General features: G+C 68.2%; 14 protein-coding genes and 1 pseudogene. 8 read left to right on the top strand and 7 right to left on the bottom strand.

Annotated elements, in window-relative coordinates; translation table 11 throughout:
* Positions 1-48 precede the first annotated feature (48 nt).
* Both AC5P8F_RS04075 and AC5P8F_RS04070 read right to left on the bottom strand, forming a co-directional pair.
* Positions 49-1,347 carry a sensor histidine kinase gene (locus AC5P8F_RS04075; protein ID WP_014648589.1) on the bottom strand — a complete coding sequence of 433 codons (1,299 nt, stop codon included), beginning with the start codon at positions 1,345-1,347 and terminating at the stop codon, positions 49-51.
* A 32-nt stretch (positions 1,348-1,379) separates the two neighbouring features.
* Positions 1,380-2,087 carry a response regulator transcription factor gene (locus tag AC5P8F_RS04070; RefSeq protein WP_014648590.1) on the bottom strand — a complete coding sequence of 236 codons (708 nt, stop codon included), beginning with the start codon at positions 2,085-2,087 and terminating at the stop codon, positions 1,380-1,382.
* 106 nt (positions 2,088-2,193) lie between these two features.
* Between AC5P8F_RS04070 and AC5P8F_RS04065 the strand changes: the two genes are divergently transcribed.
* The gene (locus AC5P8F_RS04065) at positions 2,194-3,123 is read left to right on the top strand and encodes a retropepsin-like aspartic protease (RefSeq protein ID WP_046432775.1); all 930 of its coding nucleotides are present in this window, start codon (positions 2,194-2,196) and stop codon (positions 3,121-3,123) included.
* A gap of 67 nt (positions 3,124-3,190) precedes the next feature.
* Positions 3,191-4,354, top strand: coding sequence for a serine hydrolase domain-containing protein (locus AC5P8F_RS04060; protein WP_495227619.1), 1,164 nt, complete (start codon positions 3,191-3,193; stop codon positions 4,352-4,354).
* A 92-nt stretch (positions 4,355-4,446) separates the two neighbouring features.
* Here the strand turns inward: AC5P8F_RS04060 and AC5P8F_RS04055 are convergent, their stop codons facing one another.
* From AC5P8F_RS04055 to AC5P8F_RS04045, 3 genes are all read right to left on the bottom strand, one after another.
* Positions 4,447-5,058 (bottom strand): DUF6445 family protein, encoded by a 612-nt coding sequence (locus AC5P8F_RS04055; protein ID WP_032958237.1) that lies wholly within the window; start codon positions 5,056-5,058, stop codon positions 4,447-4,449.
* Between the two features lie 132 nt (positions 5,059-5,190).
* On the bottom strand, positions 5,191-6,840 hold the full coding sequence (gene groL / locus AC5P8F_RS04050; protein ID WP_005411226.1) for a chaperonin GroEL: 1,650 nt from the start codon (positions 6,838-6,840) through the stop codon (positions 5,191-5,193).
* Positions 6,841-6,921: 81 nt separating this feature from the next.
* Positions 6,922-7,209: a co-chaperone GroES gene (locus AC5P8F_RS04045; protein ID WP_005411227.1), complete on the bottom strand. Its 288-nt coding sequence runs from the start codon at positions 7,207-7,209 to the stop codon at positions 6,922-6,924.
* Positions 7,210-7,520: 311 nt separating this feature from the next.
* On the opposite strand from AC5P8F_RS04045, the gene AC5P8F_RS04040 reads away from it, so the two are divergent.
* The 5 genes and pseudogenes from AC5P8F_RS04040 (at position 7,521) to AC5P8F_RS04020 (ending at position 15,773) form a co-directional block, all read left to right on the top strand.
* Positions 7,521-9,311 (top strand): endonuclease, encoded by a 1,791-nt coding sequence (locus tag AC5P8F_RS04040; protein WP_014648594.1) that lies wholly within the window; start codon positions 7,521-7,523, stop codon positions 9,309-9,311.
* A 68-nt stretch (positions 9,312-9,379) separates the two neighbouring features.
* On the top strand, positions 9,380-9,718 hold the full coding sequence (gene cutA, locus AC5P8F_RS04035; protein ID WP_014648595.1) for a divalent-cation tolerance protein CutA: 339 nt from the start codon (positions 9,380-9,382) through the stop codon (positions 9,716-9,718).
* Positions 9,715-12,087: a protein-disulfide reductase DsbD domain-containing protein gene (locus AC5P8F_RS04030; RefSeq protein ID WP_197604921.1), complete on the top strand. Its 2,373-nt coding sequence runs from the start codon at positions 9,715-9,717 to the stop codon at positions 12,085-12,087. The genes cutA and AC5P8F_RS04030 overlap by 4 nt, the downstream gene beginning before the upstream one ends.
* Positions 12,084-12,644, top strand: a pseudogene (locus AC5P8F_RS04025) (TlpA family protein disulfide reductase); the annotation flags it as partial. The gene AC5P8F_RS04030 and the pseudogene AC5P8F_RS04025, both read left to right, overlap by 4 nt.
* 606 nt (positions 12,645-13,250) lie before the next feature.
* On the top strand, positions 13,251-15,773 hold the full coding sequence (locus AC5P8F_RS04020; protein WP_262093636.1) for a PepSY domain-containing protein: 2,523 nt from the start codon (positions 13,251-13,253) through the stop codon (positions 15,771-15,773).
* 92 nt (positions 15,774-15,865) lie between these two features.
* Here AC5P8F_RS04020 and AC5P8F_RS04015 read toward each other — a convergent pair whose 3' ends face one another.
* Positions 15,866-18,403, bottom strand: coding sequence for a methyl-accepting chemotaxis protein (locus tag AC5P8F_RS04015; RefSeq protein WP_495227618.1), 2,538 nt, complete (start codon positions 18,401-18,403; stop codon positions 15,866-15,868).
* Between the two features lie 203 nt (positions 18,404-18,606).
* Between AC5P8F_RS04015 and AC5P8F_RS04010 the strand changes: the two genes are divergently transcribed.
* The gene (locus tag AC5P8F_RS04010; protein ID WP_495227617.1) at positions 18,607-19,446 is read left to right on the top strand and encodes an arylamine N-acetyltransferase family protein; all 840 of its coding nucleotides are present in this window, start codon (positions 18,607-18,609) and stop codon (positions 19,444-19,446) included.
* 65 nt (positions 19,447-19,511) lie between these two features.
* Here AC5P8F_RS04010 and AC5P8F_RS04005 read toward each other — a convergent pair whose 3' ends face one another.
* The gene (locus AC5P8F_RS04005; protein ID WP_401729225.1) at positions 19,512-19,883 is read right to left on the bottom strand and encodes a VOC family protein; all 372 of its coding nucleotides are present in this window, start codon (positions 19,881-19,883) and stop codon (positions 19,512-19,514) included.
* Positions 19,884-19,963: the final 80 nt, after the last annotated feature.

Raw genomic sequence — 19,963 nt, 5'->3', positions numbered from 1 at the left:
GCCTAATCATATCACCGGATAGCCGCCACCTGTAAATCACAGCCGATATCAGGGGAGCTTTCCCAGCAGCAGGCGCGCGATCAGCCCGCCACCCTCGCGGTGCAGCAGCTGCAGTTCGCCTGCGTGACGCCTGGCCACGTTGGCGGCCATGGCCAGTCCCAGCCCGGTCCCACCGGTAGCGCGACTGCGCGAGCTTTCGCTGCGCTGGAACGGTTGCAGCAGGCGGACACGATCAGCTTCGGCGATGCCCGGTCCGCGATCCATCACATCCAGCTGCACCCCATGTCCCCACACGGCGACATGCAGCTCCACGGCGCCCGCGTAACGCTCGGCGTTGTCGATGAGATTGTCGACCGCGCGCCGGAGCAGCAGCGCATCGCCATGCCACGGCAGCGTATCCGGGCACTGAAGCGAAATGTCGACCCCGCGCAGCAGCGCCCCTTGCAGGCATTCCTGCAGCAGGGCAGCCAGATCCAGCGAGCGCATCTGCAAGGGCTGCAGCTCGCCGCGTGCATAGTCCAGCACCTGCTCGATCATCGCGTCCATGCGTTCGATGTCCGCCACCATCCGGGCGGCCTGTGGTGCGGGAGCGAACTCGGCGCGCAGGCGCAGGCCGGTCAGGGGCGTGCGCAGGTCATGCGCCACTGCCGCCAGCATATGGGTCATGTCCTGTGCCTGGACCCGCAGGCGTTCGCGACCGGTGCTGATCGCGGCGGCCAGCATCTGCACTTCGCGTGGGCCATCGTCGGGCAATGGCGACTCGGCCTGCAGGTCGACGCGTGCGCTCGCTTCGGCCAGGCGCCGCAGCGGGCGCCCCAACCGGATCGACGCCCACGCCGCCAACGGCGCCAGCAGGATCGCACCGCCCAACAGGGCGAGCATCACCTGGCGGCGCCAGGCCGCCAGGTCACTATGGTCGCTGCCGACCACCCGCCAGCGGCCGTCGGCCTGGCGCATCCCCAGTTCAAACGGCGGCCACTGCATCGCGGTCAGCAGCGCGGCCTGTGATTTCAGCACGCCAGCACGACCGGAGGCGTCCAGTACCGCGCCACCCTCGATGACCTGCACATCGGGCGCCCTGCCCTGCCCCGTCCATGCCAGGCGTACATCCTCGGCCGGCATGCCCATCTGCGCGGCCGCCAGCTGCGCGAGCCAGTCGCTGGCGCTACCTTGGGGGGGCGCGTCCTGCGTCGCCCTGCGCAATCCCAGTGACGCCGGCGCCTGTTCCCCACGCAGTACCTGCATCGCATGGTCCAGCCGCATCGGTGGCGGCGCGGGCCGGGGCATCCAACCCACCACTGCAACGCTGGCCAGGGTTGCCAGCAGCAGGCTGGCCAGCGCCAGCATCGCGATCCAGCGAGTGGTCGACCACCGGCTGCTCACAGCACCTGTACCTCAGCGTCGAAGCGATACCCTTCCCCGCGCAGTGTCTGCACGAGGGCTTCTGCCCCGGACGCGGCCTGCCCGAGCTTGCGGCGCAGGCGGCTGATCGCGAGGTCAATGGCACGGTCCACGCTGTCACTGGCTTCTCCGCGACTCAACTGCAGCAGCTGCTCACGCCCCAGCACCCGCCCGGGACGTTCGGCCAGCGCCAGCAACAGGGAAAACTCGCCACGACTCAGCACCAGCTCGGCACCGTCCGGTGCGAACAGGCGACGCTGGTCGGGCAGCAATCGCCAGCCATCAAACCGCAGTTCGCTGGCCACCTGCGTGCGCAGCTTGTCCTGACGGCGCAGCAGTGCGCGTACCCGCGCCAGCAGTTCACGCGGATCAAAGGGTTTGGCCAGGTAGTCGTCCGCGCCCATCTCCAGGCCGATCACGCGGTCCGGTGCAGCCCCCATCGCCGACAGCATCAGGATCGGGATCGCCCTCGCCTGCAGCCTGCGGCAGACCGACAGCCCATCCTCACCGGGCATCATCCAGTCGAGGATGATCAGGTCCGGTCGTTCGGCCTGCAGCAGCACGTCCAGTGCCGCCGCATCCGCCGCCAGGCGTACCTGGTAGCCGTGCAGCAGCAGGTGGTCGGCGATGGCGTCGCGGATGCTGGCATCGTCGTCGACGACGATGACACGGATGGGAGTACTCATTCGGACAGTATCCAGCACCTGTGTATCAGGACGGTATCAACGCCGATATTCCGGCGATACGCCGCCGTGCGCCAATGGTCACCCACGATCACTGCGGAGTCTTCCCTTGCGCCTCTTCCTGTTGCCCCTGTTCGCCGCTCCCTTGCCTGCGCTCGCCTCCAACGCCGCCGCGCACATCCTGCCGATGTGGATGCAGGGCGGTCATCCGGCGGTGGCCGTCTCGCTGGACGGGCGCGCCGAACCGCTGCGCTTCGTGGTCGACAGTGCCGCGGGGGCAACGCTGGTCGATGCCCGCGTCGTGCGGCGCTATGGCCTGGAGGATGCGGATGCAGAGGTATCACAGGCGCAAGGGGCGAGTGCAGCTTCGGCGCGGTTGCAGCGCATGCGCAGCACGTCCTGGCAGCTGGGCAGCTGGCAGCTGCAGGCCCAAGCCATGAACGTCGATCTGTCATCGTTGCCGAAGGATGATGATCCAGCCATCGACGGCTTGATCGGCAACGATCTGACCGGGCGCTGGGACACCCGTTGGGACTTCGGCCGCAATCAACTGGCGCTGTGGACACCCGGCGGATTGAACCTGGAAGGACCGGGTTGCCAGCCCAATGCGCTGCCCGGCCGCACTGGCGGCCTGCGCCAGTTCGGCTTCATCACGCTTGCACTGGGCGCGCCTGCGGTGGACGCCATCGCCGTGGTCGACACCGGTGCCGCACAGACCGTCCTCAACGCCGAAGCCGCCCGCGCACTGGGGCTGCGCACCGACGGCAGCGACGCGCGGGTGCGGGTGCGTGAAAAGGGCACCGAAGGCCTGGGCGGCGGCAAGCAGGCAACCTGGCTGTACACCCTGCCCGGCATGACCGGCGGCGGCTGGCAGCACCCGTCGATGGAGGTCCGCATCAGCGAACTGCCGGTGTTCAAGGCGATCGGCCTGGAGGGCCGGCCGGCGCTGATCCTCGGTGCCGATGCAATGCGCGGCGGCCAGGTGGACATCGGTGCCGGCGCGGCGCGGATCTGCCTGCGCCGGCCGCAGGCCGGCTGACATCTGGCGATGACGCCAGCGGCAGCCCGGCGTAGAATCACCGTGCGCCCCACCAGGAGTTCCACGCATGTGCCGTGCCACCCTGATGTTGCTGACGCTGCTCCCGCTGGCGGTACTGGCCGCGCCGCCACCCGTGCCCTCGCCCACTCGCATCGATGCCGAAGCACGGCGGCTGATGCAGGCGGCCCATGCGCGCGGGATGGCGCTGGCGGTGATCGATGACGGCAAGGTGGTGCATGTGGCCGCCTACGGTGAACGCAACGCCGCAGGCGAGCCGCTGCGCACCGACACCGTGATGTATGCCGCATCGCTCACCAAGATGGCCTTCGGCCACCTGGTCGCACAGCTGGCGCAGGACGGGGTGATCGATCTGGATGCCAGCATCGCCACAGCTCTGGACGTGCCGCTGCCAGACTACCCGCCCGAACCGAAAAAGTACGCCGACTACAGCGTGCTGGCGAGTGATGCACGCTGGCGCCGGCTCACGCCCCGAAAGCTGCTGAATCACGCCAGCGGCTTTGCCAACTTCGGCTTTCTCGAACCGGATGGCCGGTTGAAGTTCCACTTCGAGCCCGGCAGCCGCTACGGCTATTCCGGCGAGGGCCTGATCCTGCTGCAGTTCGTGATCGAACGTGGGCGACTGGGCGAGGATGTGGGTGCGTTGATGCAGCAGCGCGTGTTCGATCGCTTCGGCATGGCGCGCACCAGCATGTCGTGGCGCGCGGATTTCGCCGGCAACCTGGCCGATGGCTGGACCGTCGAAGGCAATACAGAGCCGCACGATCAACGCAGCCGTGTGCGGGCGGCAGGATCGATGGATACCACCATCACCGACATGGCCCACTTCGCCGCCGGTTATGTGCGCGGCGATGGGCTGTCTGCGGCAATGCGCAGGGAACTGGTGCGGCCGCAGCTGCCGATCACCACCGCCAGCCGGTTCCCAACGCTGCAGCCGGAGCTGCCCGTTGCGCAGCAGCACCGGGATCTGGCCGCGGGCCTGGGCGTGGTGACCTTCCGTGGCCCCCAGGGTGCAGGCTTCTACAAGGGCGGCCACGACGATGCGGTCGGCAACACCCTGGTGTGCATCGAGCGGCACAAACGCTGCGTGGTGATCCTGGGCAACGATGTACGGGCCGAGGCCACCTTCCCGGCACTGGTGGCGTTCGTGCTGGGTGATACCGGCGTGCCATGGCAGTGGGAGTACGGCGCGGCGAAGGCCTTCGTCGAATGAAGGCGCGATGATCCCTGGGCGGGGAGTGCGGAGGGATGGGAGCAACCATGCATGGCGTGTGGATCCACCTCACGCGTGGATGCCTGCTCCGCTCAGCGCGCCTGCTCGAAGAACATCAGGTACACCAGCCGGCCATTCTCCGGGCGGTCGCCGAACGCTGGCCCGGCGGTATGCCAGAACCAGGGCCGCAGCAGCACCAGCCGGTTGAAACGCATCGGGATGCGCATGGTCATTTCCCACTGGCTGTCGTCGTTGCTGTCGCGCTCGATGATGTCACGATGCATGTCGCCGCCGTTGGCATAGCCCAATGCGGCCAGCTCCGCTGCATCCAGGGCCATGCGCTCGGTGCCGGTACGGCGGTGGCGGAAGAACTCGGTGCCGCCCTCGCAGTGCTCCGGTGCACTCAGGTAGAGGATGCCCGACCAGTGCGAGTGATCGGCGTGCACCTTGGCGCGGCCGGTGTCACCGGCCAGGGTAAGGCGGAACTTGCCATGCGACTGCAGTGGGTTGACCGGCCGCAGCGGTTCGTTGACCAGCCGCGAGACCGCGCCGGACAGCCCATCCAGTTCCAGCCGCTGCTGCGAATTGCGGCCGGGGAATGCACCCTCCTGCACCGGATAGGTCAGGCCCAGCGCCGCCTGGCGCAGCCCCTGCGCATCGGCAGGAGAAAGGAAGTCGTCGACGACGATGAAGGAGGTAGGCATGGCCACCGAGCGTAGCGATGCGCTGCTGCGGCGGCAACCGGGCAACGAAAAACCCCGCCTTGCGGCGGGGTTCTTCCTTGCATCGGGAGGGCGTGCCGACCAGGGTCGGCAACGACCGCCGGGGACGTGGACTTAGAAGTCCATGCCGCCCATGCCACCCATGCCGCCCATGCCACCGGCGCCACCCATGGCCGGCTCGTCCTTCTTCGGAGCTTCGGCAACCATGGCTTCGGTGGTGATCATCAGGCCAGCGATCGAAGCGGCGTTCTGCAGCGCCGAACGGGTCACCTTGGTCGGGTCCAGGATGCCGAACTGCAGCATGTCGCCGAACTCGCCGGTGGCGGCGTTGTAACCGAAGCTGCCGGTGCCTTCCTTGACCTTGTTGATGATGACCGACGGCTCGTCGCCGGCGTTGGCCACGATCTCGCGCAGCGGGGCTTCCATCGCACGCAGGGCGATCTGGATGCCGTGGTTCTGGTCTTCGTTGGCGCCCTTCAGGCCGGCCAGCGCGGTGATCGCGCGGACCAGGGCAACACCGCCGCCCGGAACCACGCCTTCTTCAACGGCCGCACGGGTCGCGTGCAGGGCGTCGTCGACGCGATCCTTCTTTTCCTTCATTTCGATTTCGGTCGAGGCGCCGACCTTGATCACGGCAACACCGCCGGCCAGCTTGGCCACGCGTTCCTGCAGCTTCTCGCGGTCGTAATCCGAGGAGGTGTCCTGGATCTGGGTCTTGATCTGCGCCACGCGTGCATCAACGTTGGCCTTGTCGCCGACGCCGTCGATGATGGTGGTGTTCTCCTTGGAGACCTGCACCTTCTTGGCGCGGCCCAGGTCCTTGATGGTGGCCTTCTCCAGCGACAGGCCGACTTCTTCGGAGATCACGGTGCCGCCGGTCAGCACGGCCATGTCTTCCAGCATCGCCTTGCGACGGTCGCCGAAGCCCGGGGCCTTGACGGCCACGACCTTGACGATGCCACGGATGGTGTTGACCACCAGGGTGGCCAGCGCTTCGCCTTCGACTTCCTCGGCCACGATCAGCAGCGGCTTGCCGGCCTTGGCGACACCTTCCAGCACCGGCAGCAGGTCACGGACGTTGGAGATCTTCTTGTCGTGCAGCAGGATGAACGGGTCATCCAGGTCAGCGGTCTGCGACTGCTGGTTGTTGATGAAGTACGGCGACAGGTAGCCGCGGTCGAACTGCATGCCCTTGACCACGTCCAGTTCGTTGTCCAGGCCCGAGCCTTCTTCAACGGTGATGACGCCTTCCTTGCCGACTTCCTTCATCGCGTCAGCGATGATCTGGCCGATCGACTCGTCCGAGTTGGCCGAGATGGTACCGACCTGGGCGATCGCCTTGTCGTCGGCGGTCGGCTTGGAGATGTTCTTCAGCTCGGCGACGGCGGCCGAGACGGCCTTGTCGATACCGCGCTTGAGGTCCATCGGGTTCATGCCGGCGGCAACGGCCTTGGCGCCTTCGCGGATCAGGGCCTGGGCCAGCACGGTGGCGGTGGTGGTGCCGTCGCCGGCATCATCGTTGGTGCGCGAAGCAACTTCCTTCACCATCTGCGCGCCCATGTTCTCGAACTTGTCAGCCAGTTCGATCTCCTTGGCGACGGAGACGCCGTCCTTGGTGATGGTCGGCGCGCCGAAGCTCTTTTCCAGCACGACGTTGCGGCCCTTCGGGCCCAGGGTGGCCTTGACGGCATTGGCGAGAACGTTGACGCCGCGCACCATGCGCGAACGGGCGTCTTCACCGAAACGAATATCCTTGGCAGCCATTGCATTTACCTCATTGGTAGCGCCGGACGATGCCCGGCGGCTGGGAGTTTGGGATCAGGTTGAAACAGGTCGCGCCGGGGCTCAGCCGATGACGGCGAGCACGTCGTCTTCGCGCAGGACCTTGTATTCGACGCCTTCGCTCTTGTACGAGCTGCCGGCGTACTGGCCGTAGATGACCTTGTCGCCGACCTTCAGCGACGGCGCGCGCACGTTGCCGTTGTCCAGCGGCTTGCCGGGGCCGACGGCCACGACCTCACCCTTGGTGGACTTTTCCTTGGCCGAGTCGGGGATGACGATGCCACCGGCGGAGATTTCGTCGGCTTCGATCGGCTTGACCACAACGCGGTCGTGCAGCGGCTTGATGCTCATAGGAGACCTCTTAAGTGATTGATTGGTCTAAAAAAGTCCGGCGATGTTAGCACTCACCCCAAGCGAGTGCCAGAACCGCACGTGAAGAAACCCGACAACGTCGGGAGCAGGGCAGAGATGGAGCCCCGCCGCCCCCTTTCAAGGGCGGAATGAAAAAATTTTTCCGCCCGCGCGCCTCGGCCAAGGCGTCGGTCTTGGACAATTTCGGTGACAAGCGTCGCACTGTCAGATATCTGACGTTCATTTACGACAAAGTGTCACTGGATCGGCCTTAGGCTCGGTCAGGCATTCCCAATCACAAGGAGTAGTCGATGCGATTGCTGTCCCCGCTTGCCGCCGCCTGCCTGCTGGCACTGGCCGCCGCGCCGGCCCAGGCCGAGGTTTTCATCAACGAACTGCACTACGACGACAGCACCGCCGCCGGTGACGTCGGCGAAGCCATCGAAGTGGTCGCCACCGCCGGCGAGGACCTGTCCGGCTACCGCCTCTACCTCTACAACGGCAGCAATCCTTCGGCGGCCGCGGTCTACGCCAACAACCCGGTCCCGGCCGGCACCGCCGCCGGCTGCGGCAGCGCGACCATCGCCGTGGTCAACTACCCGACCAACGGCATCCAGAACGGCCCCAACGACGGCATCGCCCTGGTCGATGCCAGCGGCAAGGTGGTCCAGTTCCTCAGCTACGAGGGCGCCATCACCGCCTCCGGTGGCCCTGCCGCCGGCATGACCAGCCAGAACATCCCGGTGGCCGAGACCAACAGCACGGCCGCGGGCACCTCGCTGCAGCTGACCGGCAGCGGCAGCCAGTACACCCACTTCACCTGGGCCGAGTCGGCCAGGCAGACCTTCGGCAGCTGCAACAACGGCCAGACCTTCAGTGGCGGCGGAACCCCGGGCCCGAACACACCGCCGTCGGTCTCCACCACCACCCCGGCGCAGGGCAGCAGCACCTTCCCGGCCGCCGCCGACCTGGAAGTGGTGTTCAGCGAGACGGTGAACCTGGCCAGTGGCGCCTTCGCCCTGAGCTGCGGCACCTCCGGCAGCGTGCCGTTGACCTTCCCGGCCAGCGGCCGCAGCGTGAAGCTGTCCACCAACACTGCGCTGGTGGCCGGTGAGGCCTGCCGCTTCGACATCCGCGCCGCGCGCATCACCGACCTGCAGGGCGCGCACCCGGCCGCCGACAGCCGCATCGCCTTCACCGTGGCCAGCACCGGCGGCAATCCGGACCCGGGCAACCCGGGCGTGCCGGCCGGCTATTACTCCAAGGTCAACACCAGCAGCCCCAGCCAGCTGCGCTGCTCGCTGCATGCCACCATCAAGGGCCACACCGCCTACCCTTACAGCGGCTCGGGCACCAGTACCTGGACCATTCTGGAAATCGCCGACGAGGATCCGAACAATTCCGGCAGGATCCTCGATGCATATCGCAACCACAGCTACGCCAAGGTGACCGATCGCGCCGGCAGTGGCAGTGGCCTGAAGTACAACCGCGAGCACACCTGGCCGAACTCGCTGGGCTTTGCCACCACCACCGGTGACAAGGGCCTGCCGTACGCGCCGTATACCGACACCCACATGCTGTACCTGACCGACGCGCAGTGGAACGCCGACCGTGGCAACAAGCCGTTCGGCAAGTGCGACGCCAACTGCGGCGAGCGCGCCACCGAGGCCAACAACGGCCAGGGCGGCGGCAGCGGCGGCTATCCGGGCAACTCCAACTGGGTGCGCACGCCGGACGGCAACACCGGCACCTTCGAGGTGTGGGGCAAGCGCAAGGGCGACATGGCGCGTGCGGTGATGTACATGGCGATCCGTTACGAGGGCGGCAAGGATGCGGCCACCGGCCAGTCCGAGCCGGACCTGGAGCTGACCGACGACCGCAGCAAAATCGTCAAGACCAGCAGTTCGCCGGCCTACATGGGCCTGCTGTCCACGCTGATCGACTGGCACCTGTCCGATCCGCCGGATGATGCCGAGCGTGCGCGCAATGACGTGATCTACAGCTTCCAGGGCAACCGCAACCCGTTCATCGACCACCCCGAGTGGGCAACCCCGGCCCTGTTCACCTCGGCCAAGCCGGCCACCTGCCAGCTGGCCAACTGACCGCGCAACGCAGCGGTCCACTGCCGCCGCCCGGCCCTGACCCGGCGGCGGCCCTATACTCGGCGGTCATGTCGACCGTCGATCCCGTCCTGCTGCTGTTGACCACCTGCCCGGACCGGGCCAGTGCCGAGCGCATCGCGCACGCGCTGGTCGGCGAGCGCCTGGCGGCATGCGTGACCCGCCTCGATGGCGCGCAGTCGACCTACCGCTGGCAGGGGGAGGTGACCACCGACGCCGAACTGCAGCTGCTGGTGAAAACCACCGCGAGCCGCGTCGATGACGCAATTGCCCGGATCGTCGCACTGCATCCGTATGAACTCCCGGAGTGCATCGCGGTCGAAACCCGGGCCGGCCTGCCGGCGTATCTGGACTGGATCCGGGCACAGACCCGGGAGGACACTGATTGAAGACTCTGTTTGCGCGCGGCGCCGCCTTGTGCGCCCTGTTGTGGCTCTCGCTGCCGGCCTTCGCGCTGGATGAGAAGGACCTGCTGCCGGTGGACCAGGCGTTCGCGCTGACCGCCAGTGCCCCCGAACGGGGCCAGGTGCAACTGCAGTTCAAGATCGCACCGGGCTATTACCTATATCGCCACCGCACCAGCGTCAAGGCCGACCCGGCCTTCAATGCCGGCGCGCTGCAGATGCCCAAGGGCGACAAGCACCACGACGATTTCTTCGGCGAAGTCGAGACCTATCGCGAGCGCCTGCAGGCCACCCTGCCCGGCACGCCGTCCGAGGCTGCCGGCACCATCAGCCTGGAAGTGCGTTACCAGGGCTGCGCCGATGCCGGTGTCTGCTACCCGCCGCAGAAGCGCGTGGTGCAGGTCACCCTGCCGGGCGCCGGTGCGGCGGCGGCGGTGCCTGCCGCGCGTGCCGGTGCGGCCAGCCCGTTCAACAACCCGCTGGCCGGTGCCGGCAACAGCGGTGGCCTGCGCCTGCCGGGCGCGGCCAACAACAGCCAGGCCCTGCCGCTGCCGTCGGAACAGGCGTTCGGCTTCGATGCCATCGCCAGTGACGGCAACACCCTGCTGCTGCGCTTCAGCCCAGCGCCCGGCTATTACCTGTATCGCGACCGCACCTCGCTGAAGCTGGAAGGCAGCGCCGGCGTGCTGGCCGGCAAGCCGCGCTGGCCAGCCGCGCAATCGCATCGCGACGAGCACTTCGGCGATGTCTCGGTCTACTTCAACCAGGTGGAAGTGCCGTTGCCGCTGCGCCGCACTGTCACTGATGCCGTCGACAGCACCCTGGTGGTGACCTTCCAGGGCTGCCAGACCGATGGCATCTGCTACCCGCCGATGACCCGCCGGGTGAAGCTGTCGATCCCGGCCGGCAAGGTCAGCGCCAGCGCCGACCAGGCACCGCCGCGCAACGAGGTAATCAGCCCGTTGGCTATGGCGCCACGCGAAGGCGCCAACGGCGCCCCCCTGCGCCTGCTGCCGACGGTGCCCAATACGGACGCCGCCCCCCCGGCCGTCGCAGGCACCGTGGACGGCAATGAATTCGCCGCCGATGCGCGCGGTGACAACGCGCTGCGTACGCGCCCGCCGGCGACCACCCCGAACCCGGACCGTTCGTTCGTCTGGGTGCTGCTGCTGGCGCTGGCCGGTGGCCTGGTGCTGAACCTGATGCCCTGCGTGCTGCCGATCCTGTCGCTGAAGGTGCTGAGCCTGGCGCAGAGTGGCGAAAGCCCTGAGCGGGCACGCAGCCATGCCCTCTGGTACACGCTGGGCGTGCTGGTCGCGTTCGCGGTGATCGGCGCGCTGATGGTGGGCCTGCGCGCGATCGGCAACGCCGTCGGCATCGGCTTCCAGCTGCAGCACCCGGGCGTGGTGGCGGCGCTGGCCTACATCATGTTCGCGGTGGGCCTGAGCCTGTCCGGCGTGTTTACCCTCGGCGGTGGCATCGGCAACCTCGGCCAGTCGCTGGCCAGCCGCAGCGGGCCGGCCGGCGATTTCTTCACCGGTGCGCTGGCCTGCCTGGTCGGCAGCGCCTGCGTCGGCCCGTTCATGGGCGGGGCGATCGCCTATGCCTTCATTGCCCCGCCGCTGAAGGCGATGACCGTATTCCTGTTCCTCGGCCTGGGCCTGGCGCTGCCGTTCCTGCTGATCGGCTTCGTGCCGGCGCTGGCACGCCGCCTGCCCAAGCCCGGCCCGTGGATGGAAACGCTCAAGCACGTGCTGGCCTTCCCGATGTATGCCACCGCGCTGTGGCTGCTGTGGGTGCTGGGCAAACAGCGCGGCGTGGACGGCATGGCACTGGTGCTGGGTGGCCTGCTGCTGTTCGCCTTCGGCCTGTGGCTGTTCGAGCGCAATCGCTGGACCGGCTCGCGTGCGGTGACCCTGCTCGGCGTGCTGCTGGCGATCGGCGCGCTGGTTCCTGCCTGGGGCGTGACCCAGCTGGCACCACCGGCGCGGGCCGCACAGGCCGCCAGCGAGAACGTGGTCGAGTATTCGCCGCAGTTGCTGGACCGCCTGCGTGCGGACAACCGCGTGGTGTTCGTCAACATGACTGCCGACTGGTGCGTGAGCTGCAAGGCCAATGAACGTGCCGTGCTGTCGCGGCCGGAGTTCAAGGAACTGCTCAAGCGCACCAACGCGGTGTACATGCGCGGTGACTACACCAACGTCGACCCGCAGATCACCACGTTCCTTGAAGAGCACAAGGCCGTGGGCGTGCCGCTGTACGTGGTGTACGGCCCGGGGGCGCCGCCGACTGTGCTGCCGACCCTGTTGACCCAGGCGGTGGTCGAGGAAGCGCTGCTGCGCACCGCACGATGAAGTGGCAACGGCCAGCGCTGCTGTGGACAGCGGTGCTGGCCGCCGGCCTCGGCCTGTGGGCCGGGCATCGATTCTCACCCGGCCCGTCTGCACCGGCCGCGGCAACGACGGCTTCCACAGCGACGGCCGTGAAGCCTGCCCTGCAGGTGGGTGATCCCTTGCCGGCGCTGATCCTGCCGGACCTGGCGGAACAACCGCTGGACCTGCGCGCCCGCTTCGCCGGCCGGCCGCTGCTGATCAATGTCTGGGCCAGCTGGTGTGCGCCCTGCGTGGAAGAGATGCCCGAACTGGCCCGCTTCGCCGAAGCCCAGGGCAACAACGGTGTGCAGGTGCTGGGCATTGCGCTGGATGCCCCGGACGACGTGCGCGCTTTCCTGCTGCGGGTGCCGGTGGACTACCCGATCGTGGTCGAGACGCCGGGGCCACGCGATGCCAGCGTGCAACTGGGCAATACGCAGGGCCTGCTGCCCTACAGCGTGCTGTTCGATGCACAGGGGCGGCGGGTGAAGGCAAAGCTGGGACCGTTCGCCCACGGCGAGATCGACGGCTGGGTGAAGTGGGGTGTTTTTGCAGGGCTTGCAGCCCTGCACCCTGCTCAATGCAACGGCAACAGCCAAAGCGGGCTTTCCGTGGGATGGCGGGGCGCTGTGGCCGTGCAGGACACGCCGTAAACCCGTCCGTGGGGGCTCGATGGCGCCATCCATGGCGCCAACGGTCCTGCACAGCCACACCGCCCCACCTTCGACAGATTCCGGCGGCTGTTGGTAGGTGTCGACCTTGGTCGACACATCTGTCAGATATCGATATTCAGAACGGAATCAGACCCCGTGCCGACCAACGGTCGGCACCCACCAAAGCAGAACCTCGTTCCGACAGATCGCAGGAACTGTCGAAGGCGGGGTGGGTCCGGTTGAGGGGGTGTCCGCGGCATGGATGCCGCGGCCAAGGCTACAGGGACGTACTTGCGCCGTCCCCCGCAACCGGACCCGCCCCGCTTCCTCACAGGAAACCCGCTGTTGCTTCGGCTGTTGCTTCTGAGGTTGCCGGCCAGGCCGGCAACCCCTGCTTGACCGCGGGCAGGGCGCCACGGAGAATTCCGCGACTAATTCTCATTTGCTGTTGCGCAGGATGCGGGCGGCAGCCTCCCGGGCCCCTCTCCTTCGATGTTCAAGAACGTCCTGTTCCAACTGCATTGGCTGCTGGGCATTACCGCCGGTGCCGTCCTGGCCCTGATGGGCCTCAGCGGCGCCATGCTGTCCTTCGAGGACGAGCTGCTGCGCGCGGCCAATCCTGGCTTCGCTGAGATCGCCGAGCACCATGCGGACGGCCAGCATCCCCTTGCACTCAGCGAACTGGTGCCGTTGCTGCAGGCTGGCAGCGAGCGTCCCCTGCAACGCCTGCGCGTGGATGCCACCGGACAGCGGCCGTCGGTCGCGCGCTTTGCCGGCGGCAAGGAACACTGGGTGTACTTCGATCCGTACAGCGGCGAGCGCTTCAGCGCCCTGCGCGGGCAGGCATTCTTCGACGTCGTCGAGGACCTGCATCGCCACCTCGCTGCCGGTGAGCGCGGCAAGTGGATCACCGGCAGCTGTGCAATCGCGCTGCTGTTCTTCACCCTGTCCGGTCTCTACCTGCGCTGGCCACGACGCTGGTGGCACTGGCGCAGCTGGCTGGCGGTGGAGTGGACGCGCAGCGGCCGAGGCTTCCTGTGGAGCCTGCACTCGGTGGTCGGCACCTGGGTGCTGCTGATCTACCTGATGAGTGCGCTGACCGGCCTGTGGTGGTCGTTTGACTGGTACCGCAACGCGGCCAACACGCTGCTCGGTGTGGCGCCGGCGGCAAAGCACACGGTTGCCGCCGACGCGGCACTGGACGTCCATCGCATCGAGGCCACGCTGTACGCGCTACCCGGCGTGCGCACCGGCTTCATCGACCTGCGCCTGCCGGAGAAGCCGGGGCAGGCGCTGAACGTGCGGGTGATGGCCGGTGATCCGTCGCAGCGCGGCGGCCACCACGACCGTGCGCATGACCTGCTGCAGCTCGATCCGGCCAGCGGCGCGGTTCTCGATGCCCGCCCGTACGCACGCCAGGGCGCGGGCGGACAGCTGGCCACCAGCGTGTTCGCGCTGCATTCGGGCAGCTACTTCGGTGTGCCCGGGCGCGTGGTGGTGATGCTCAGCAGCCTGGGCATGAGCCTGTTCTTCATCACCGGCTGGATGCTGTACCTGGACCGCCGCCGCAGCCAGCGTGCAGCGCGAGGGCTGCGCCGCGCGCTGCCGGCCACGACCACCGATGGCCGTGGTCCGCCGTGGCTGGTGGTGCATGCCAGCCAGAGCGGACTGGGCGAACAACTGGCGTGGCGTGCGGCCGCGCAGCTGCAGGCGTCCGGTCATGCGGTGCAGGTGCAGTCGCTGGCCCGCGTCGATGCCGCGACGCTGCAGGCCACGTCCCAGGCGCTGCTCGTGCTGAGCACGTTCGGCGACGGCGAGCCACCGGATGCCACGCGCCGCGCGGCGCGGCTGCTGCTCGCACAACGCCTGGACCTGTCGCGCCTGCAGTTCGGCCTGCTCGCGCTGGGCGACCGCCAGTACCCGCATTACTGCGGCTTCGGCCGCCAGTTCGATGGCTGGCTGATCGGCAACGGCGCGCGCCCGCTGTTCGAGCGCATCGATGTCGATGCCGCTTCGGTGCCGGCATTGCGCCAATGGCAGCAGCAGCTGGGTACGCTCACCGGCATCGTCACCGATGACAGCGTGCTGCCTGCGGCTACGCAGATGCATGAGTGGCGCCTGCTCGGCCGCGACCACCTCAACCCGGGCAGCGTCGGCGGAGCCATCTGGCGTATCCGTCTTGCCGCACCGGCCGACGTGCAGTGGCAGGCGGGTGACATCCTGCACATCGCACCCCGCCACAACGCGCGGCATGCCGGTGCCGTGCTGAAGGGCCACGGTCTGGATCCGCTGCAGCCCCTGCTGGTCGATGGCCATCCGCGCACGCTGCTGGCGCTGGCAAGTGAACGCGAGCTGCCCGAGGCCGATGCCGCGCTGGCGGTGCAGGATGCGTGCCTGTGGCTGGCCGGGCTGCCGCTGCTGCCCAGCCGCGAGTATTCGATCGCGTCCTGCACGGATGATGGCGTGGTGGAGCTGGTAGTGCGGCTGGTGCATGACGCCTCCGGTCGCGCCGGGTTGGGCTCGGGCTGGCTGTCGTTGCATGCACCGATCGGTGCCGGCATCGTCGCCCGCGTGCATCGCAACCCCGGTTTCCATCGCGTCAGCGGCGCGCCGATGGTGCTGATCGGCAACGGCACCGGCATCGCCGGGCTGCGCAGCCTGTTGCGCGAAGCTGCCCACGCAGGCGAGCGCGGGCACTGGCTGCTGTTCGGTGAACGCCAGCGCGCACACGACTTCCTGTTCGCCGACGAGATCGAAGCCTGGCAGGCCAATGGCCATCTCACGCGGGTGGACCTGGCGTTCTCGCGCGATGGCGAGGGTGGTTACGTGCAGGATCGCCTGCGTGCGGCCGTCGATGCGCTGCGCGACTGGATGCAGCGCGGTGCGGTGATCCATGTCTGTGGGTCGTTGCAGGGCATGGCCGAAGGCGTGGACCAGGTGCTGCGAACCGCGCTGGGTGATGAAGCGGTGGAAACGCTGCTGGAAAACGGGCGCTACCGCCGCGACGTGTATTGATTCCTGCCGCCGAACGCTGGTGTGAGCCGAGCATGGGCTCGGCTCTGCAGTGTTCGTGCAGCCGATGTAGCGCCGAGCCCACGCTCGACTGACTAGGCCGCCGCGCGCGCCTGCGGCATCGACTGCAAGCGGAACGCGCCCACGGCTTCTGCCAAGGCACGCACCTGCGCCTGCATCTGCGCCGTGGAGGCACCGGCCTCTTCCACCAGACTGGCGTTGCGCTGGGTGCTGGCTTCCATCTGCACGATGGTCTGGTTCACCTGAGCGATGCCCGCATGCTGGTCCTGCGACGCACTGCGGATACCTGCCAGCAGCTCGGCCAGCTGCTGCACGCTGCCGACGATCTCGCCCATCGTGGTGCCGGCCTGCGCGGCCTGCTGGTTGCCCTGGCCGACACGCGCCACCGAATCCTCGATCAGCCCCTTGATCTGCTTGGCCGCCTCGGCACTGCGCTGCGCCAGCAGGCGCACTTCGGCGGCCACCACGGCGAAGCTGCGGCCCTGCTCGCCGGCACGCGCCGCTTCCACCGCCGCATTGAGGGCAAGGATGTTGGTCTGGAAGGCGATGCCGTCGATCAACTGGGTGATGTCGCCGATCCGTCGCGAGGCTTCGCTGATGCCATGCATGGTCGCGACCACCTGGCCGACCGCCTCGCCACCCCGCTGGGCCACCGCCGCCGCGCCCTGCACCAGTGCATCGGCGCGGCCTGCGGCATCGGCGTTGCGGCCGACGGTATCGGTCAGCTCCTGCATCGACGCCGCGGTCTCTTCCAGGTTGGCGGCCTGCTGCTCGGTGCGCTGCGACAGATCGTGATGGCCGGCGACGATCTCGCCAACGCCGGTATCCAGGCTGGAGGTGGCCTGCTGGATGCGGGTGACGATGCGGCCCAGCTGCGCGACGGTGGCATTGGCATCGTCGCGCATGCGCGCGAACACGCCCTGCAGGTCCCCCTCCATGCGCACGCTGAGGTCGCCGCGGGCCAGCGCAGCCAGCAGTGCCTGCAGGTCACCAAGGTTGGTTTCAAAGGTGGCCAGCAGGCGATTGATGCTGGTCGACAAGGTGCGCACGAAGCCCTGCTTGCCCTCCAGCACGATACGGCCATGCAGGTCGCCGCGTGCTGCAGCATCGACCAGGGCAGCGACCTCGGTTTCCAGCAGCGTCTCCAGCGCACGACTGCGCCATTCCACCGCTACGCCGAGGAACTGCCCTTCGTCGATGATGGGGTTGGCAATCAGCTGGTAGCGCACGCCGGCATGGCCGATCTCGCGCTCCTCGCGCTGGCGCGCGCCGGCCAGGCTGGCCAGCGCCGGATGCAGGCGCACGGCATCGCTGCCCACCAGATCTTCGGCCTCGCGCTCGAGTTGCTGCAGCAGTGCCGGATTGACGTAGGCCACCTGGCCCTCGGCATCGATCACCATCAGCCCGGTCTGCGCACTGTCCAATGCCTGCCGCACACGGGTGTTGCCGCGCGCCACGGCACGCTCGGTCTCGATGCGCGCGCGCAGGCGCTGCTGCATGTCGACCAGGCGCTGCGCCAGCTGGCCGATTTCATCGTTGGCGTTGTAGACGCGCAGGGTGGTGTCGAGTCGGTCGTCGGCGATGTCGCTGGCGAAACGCAGGGTGTCCTGCATCGGCTGGCGCACCGCACGCAGCACCAGCACCAGGCTGGTGATCAACACACCGGCGACCAGCAGCAGGGTCACCGCGAACAGCACGCTCATGGTGCGTGCGCCGGCCTGCTGGCGCGCCTGTGCCTTGGCCAGCGCCGCCACCTGGGCCTGCTGGAAGGCGGCCAGCGCCGGCGCCACGCCGGCGGCGGTCTCCAGCAGCGATTGCGCCTCTACATCCAGGCCCACGCGGGCGGCGGTATAGCCCAGCAATGCGGCCTGATAGGCCTCCATGCCGTTGCGAAGGGCATCCTGCGCATCGGTCGGCAGGCCCACCAGTGCGAGATCGAACGGCAGCTTTTCTTCGCTCGCACGGTCGGCATGGGTGGAGTCGCCATCGAGCAGCAGCAGTGCCTCCTGTCGGCGCATCTTCTGCAGGGACAACGCCAACGAAGGCCGCTGCAACGCATCCACCTGCGCCTGCAGGGCGTCGGCGGCCTGCTGCAATTGCGCGGCGAGGCCGGCATCGCCACGACCCATCTCATCGACGCGTTCGAACAGGGCGGCCACACCCTGCGAGAACGCGCCGGCGGCTTCGGTCAGTGCCCGCAGCGCCTCGCGCCGGCCGGGATCCATCGGCATCGCGCGCAGCGCCTGAAGATCGGCCTGGAGCGCCTTCTGCGTCGCCAGCAGCTGCGCGCGGTCGGCATCGTCGAAACTACGTGCATACTGGGTCTGCAGACGACGCGCCTCGGCCACCCGCGTGGCCACGCTCGCGGCCAGATCGCTGCCGTGCTGGTAGCTGGCCTGGCTGCGCGCCGCCTGCGTGCTGGCATGGCCGGTCCAGGCGTAGACGGCGGCGATCGCGATCAGGCCCAGCCCACAGACCCACAGGGTCGCCTTGAGCTTGCTGGCCACACTGAGCCGATGCGGCTGCAGCCACAGCAGCAGGCCGGGGGACGCCGAGCGCAGTGCGGCAAGCCGCATGCGCAGGGACCGGAGGTGGGGGACGACGGCCGACATGACAGGCTCCAGGCGGAAGGACGCACCTGTATCGGCGGGAAATGGCGCAACTTTAGGGCGCTCCTGGTTCACTCCCACCGATTGCTGGCGGACGCGGCCTTTGTACCCGGCACAGGCGACGGGGGGATGACACCCGCGCAATGCTTGACCTCAACCCCGGTTGGGAGAGCACAGTAGATCTCCCTCCCCCGCCCGGCGCGCGCATGACGACGCTCGATGTCCCCCGCTACCTGCAACGCCTGAAGCTGGATGCACCGCCACCGCTGACGCTGGCGGGCCTGACCCTGCTGCAGCAGCGCCACAACGCACTGGTTCCGTTCGAAACCCTCAGCTGCCTGCTGCGCGATGCAGTACCGATCGACCTGGACAGCGTGCAGCGCAAGCTGCTCGACGACCGTCGTGGCGGCTACTGCTTCGAACTCAACGGCGGCCTGCTGGCACTGCTGCAGGCGCTGGGCTTCGATGCACAGCCGTTGAGCGCGCGCGTGCTGCTGGCCGCCCAGGACGGCGAACTGACCGCACGCACCCACCTGCTGCTGCGCGTGCAGGTGGACGGCGATGACTGGCTGGTGGATGCCGGTTTCGGCAGCCTGACCCCGACCGTGCCGCTGCGGCTGCATGATCCGCAGCCGCAGGCCACGCCCCACGAGCGCTTCCTGTTGCAGCGCCTGCCCGGCGAGGGGGATTTCGTGCTGTCCGCCGAGTCCGGCGATGGCTGGCGGGCGATGTATCGCTTCGACCTGCACGCGCCGGCACCGATCGACAACGTCGTGGGCAACTGGTACGTGTGCACCCATCCCGATTCCAGTTTCCCCGGCCAGCTGCGCGCATCCCTGACCGGGCCGGACTGGCGACGCACCATCGGCAGTGGCAACTACACCGAGTACCGTCCCGGCCAGGCACCGGACAAGCGTCCGCTGCGCGATGTGGGCGACGTGCGCGAGGTGTTGCAGCAGCGCTTCGGCATGCAGCTGCCGGACGACCCACGGCTGGACCCGGCGATCAACGACTGGCTGCAGCGCTCACGCTCGGCCACGGTGTAGAGCCGGGCCGATGCTCGGATGAGCGTTGGCGGCTGGGTCAACAGCAGCCGAGCATGGGCTCGGCCCTACAGAACCACGCGCGCCTGCAGCGCAATGCGATTGCCTTCGCTGTCGGCGATCTCGGCCACGCGCCAGTCACCGGCATCGGCCGGGCCGAAGCGCAGCTCGGCCCCGGCCTGCAGCGCACGCTCGAGGCTGGCATCCAGGTCATCAACCCCGATGTAGATGCGCGCACCGTGGACGGAGGGCAGATAGTCGGCCCCCCGCACCAGCGCCATGCTGGCACCGGTGGCCTCATCGGCAAACGGCAGGTAGGCCATCCTGCAGTCGTGCAGCAGGATCGGTTCGTCCACCGCCACCTGCAGCCAGTGCTGGTAGAACGTGATGGCCCGGGCCAGGTCAGTGACCGGTATCTCGACGTGCAGGATGGGGTTCATGTCCGCAGGATAACCGGATGCTGACACTGCCTTGCAGGTCCGTACTGGCATGCTGGACCGCCCTTTCCCCGCGGAGTCCT

Source organism: Stenotrophomonas sp. YJH_SMC_69 (assembly GCF_059370495.1).
This window is presented reverse-complemented; position numbering and strand designations above follow the sequence as displayed.

Bases quoted from the DNA above. Each gene is read 5' to 3' on its own strand.
- groL (WP_005411226.1), bottom strand. From the start codon at position 6,840: ATGGCTGCCAAGGATATTCGTTTCGGTGAAGACGCCCGTTCGCGCATG.
- AC5P8F_RS04020 (WP_262093636.1), top strand. From the start codon at position 13,251: ATGTTCAAGAACGTCCTGTTCCAACTGCATTGGCTGCTGGGCATTACC.
- AC5P8F_RS04055 (WP_032958237.1), bottom strand. From the start codon at position 5,058: ATGCCTACCTCCTTCATCGTCGTCGACGACTTCCTTTCTCCTGCCGAT.
- cutA (WP_014648595.1), top strand. From the start codon at position 9,380: ATGTCGACCGTCGATCCCGTCCTGCTGCTGTTGACCACCTGCCCGGAC.
- AC5P8F_RS04070 (WP_014648590.1), bottom strand. From the start codon at position 2,087: ATGAGTACTCCCATCCGTGTCATCGTCGTCGACGACGATGCCAGCATC.
- AC5P8F_RS04075 (WP_014648589.1), bottom strand. From the start codon at position 1,347: ATGCTGGCGCTGGCCAGCCTGCTGCTGGCAACCCTGGCCAGCGTTGCA.
- AC5P8F_RS04060 (WP_495227619.1), top strand. From the start codon at position 3,191: ATGTGCCGTGCCACCCTGATGTTGCTGACGCTGCTCCCGCTGGCGGTA.
- AC5P8F_RS04015 (WP_495227618.1), bottom strand. From the start codon at position 18,403: ATGTCGGCCGTCGTCCCCCACCTCCGGTCCCTGCGCATGCGGCTTGCC.
- AC5P8F_RS04005 (WP_401729225.1), bottom strand. From the start codon at position 19,883: ATGAACCCCATCCTGCACGTCGAGATACCGGTCACTGACCTGGCCCGG.
- AC5P8F_RS04045 (WP_005411227.1), bottom strand. From the start codon at position 7,209: ATGAGCATCAAGCCGCTGCACGACCGCGTTGTGGTCAAGCCGATCGAA.
- AC5P8F_RS04010 (WP_495227617.1), top strand. From the start codon at position 18,607: ATGACGACGCTCGATGTCCCCCGCTACCTGCAACGCCTGAAGCTGGAT.
- AC5P8F_RS04040 (WP_014648594.1), top strand. From the start codon at position 7,521: ATGCGATTGCTGTCCCCGCTTGCCGCCGCCTGCCTGCTGGCACTGGCC.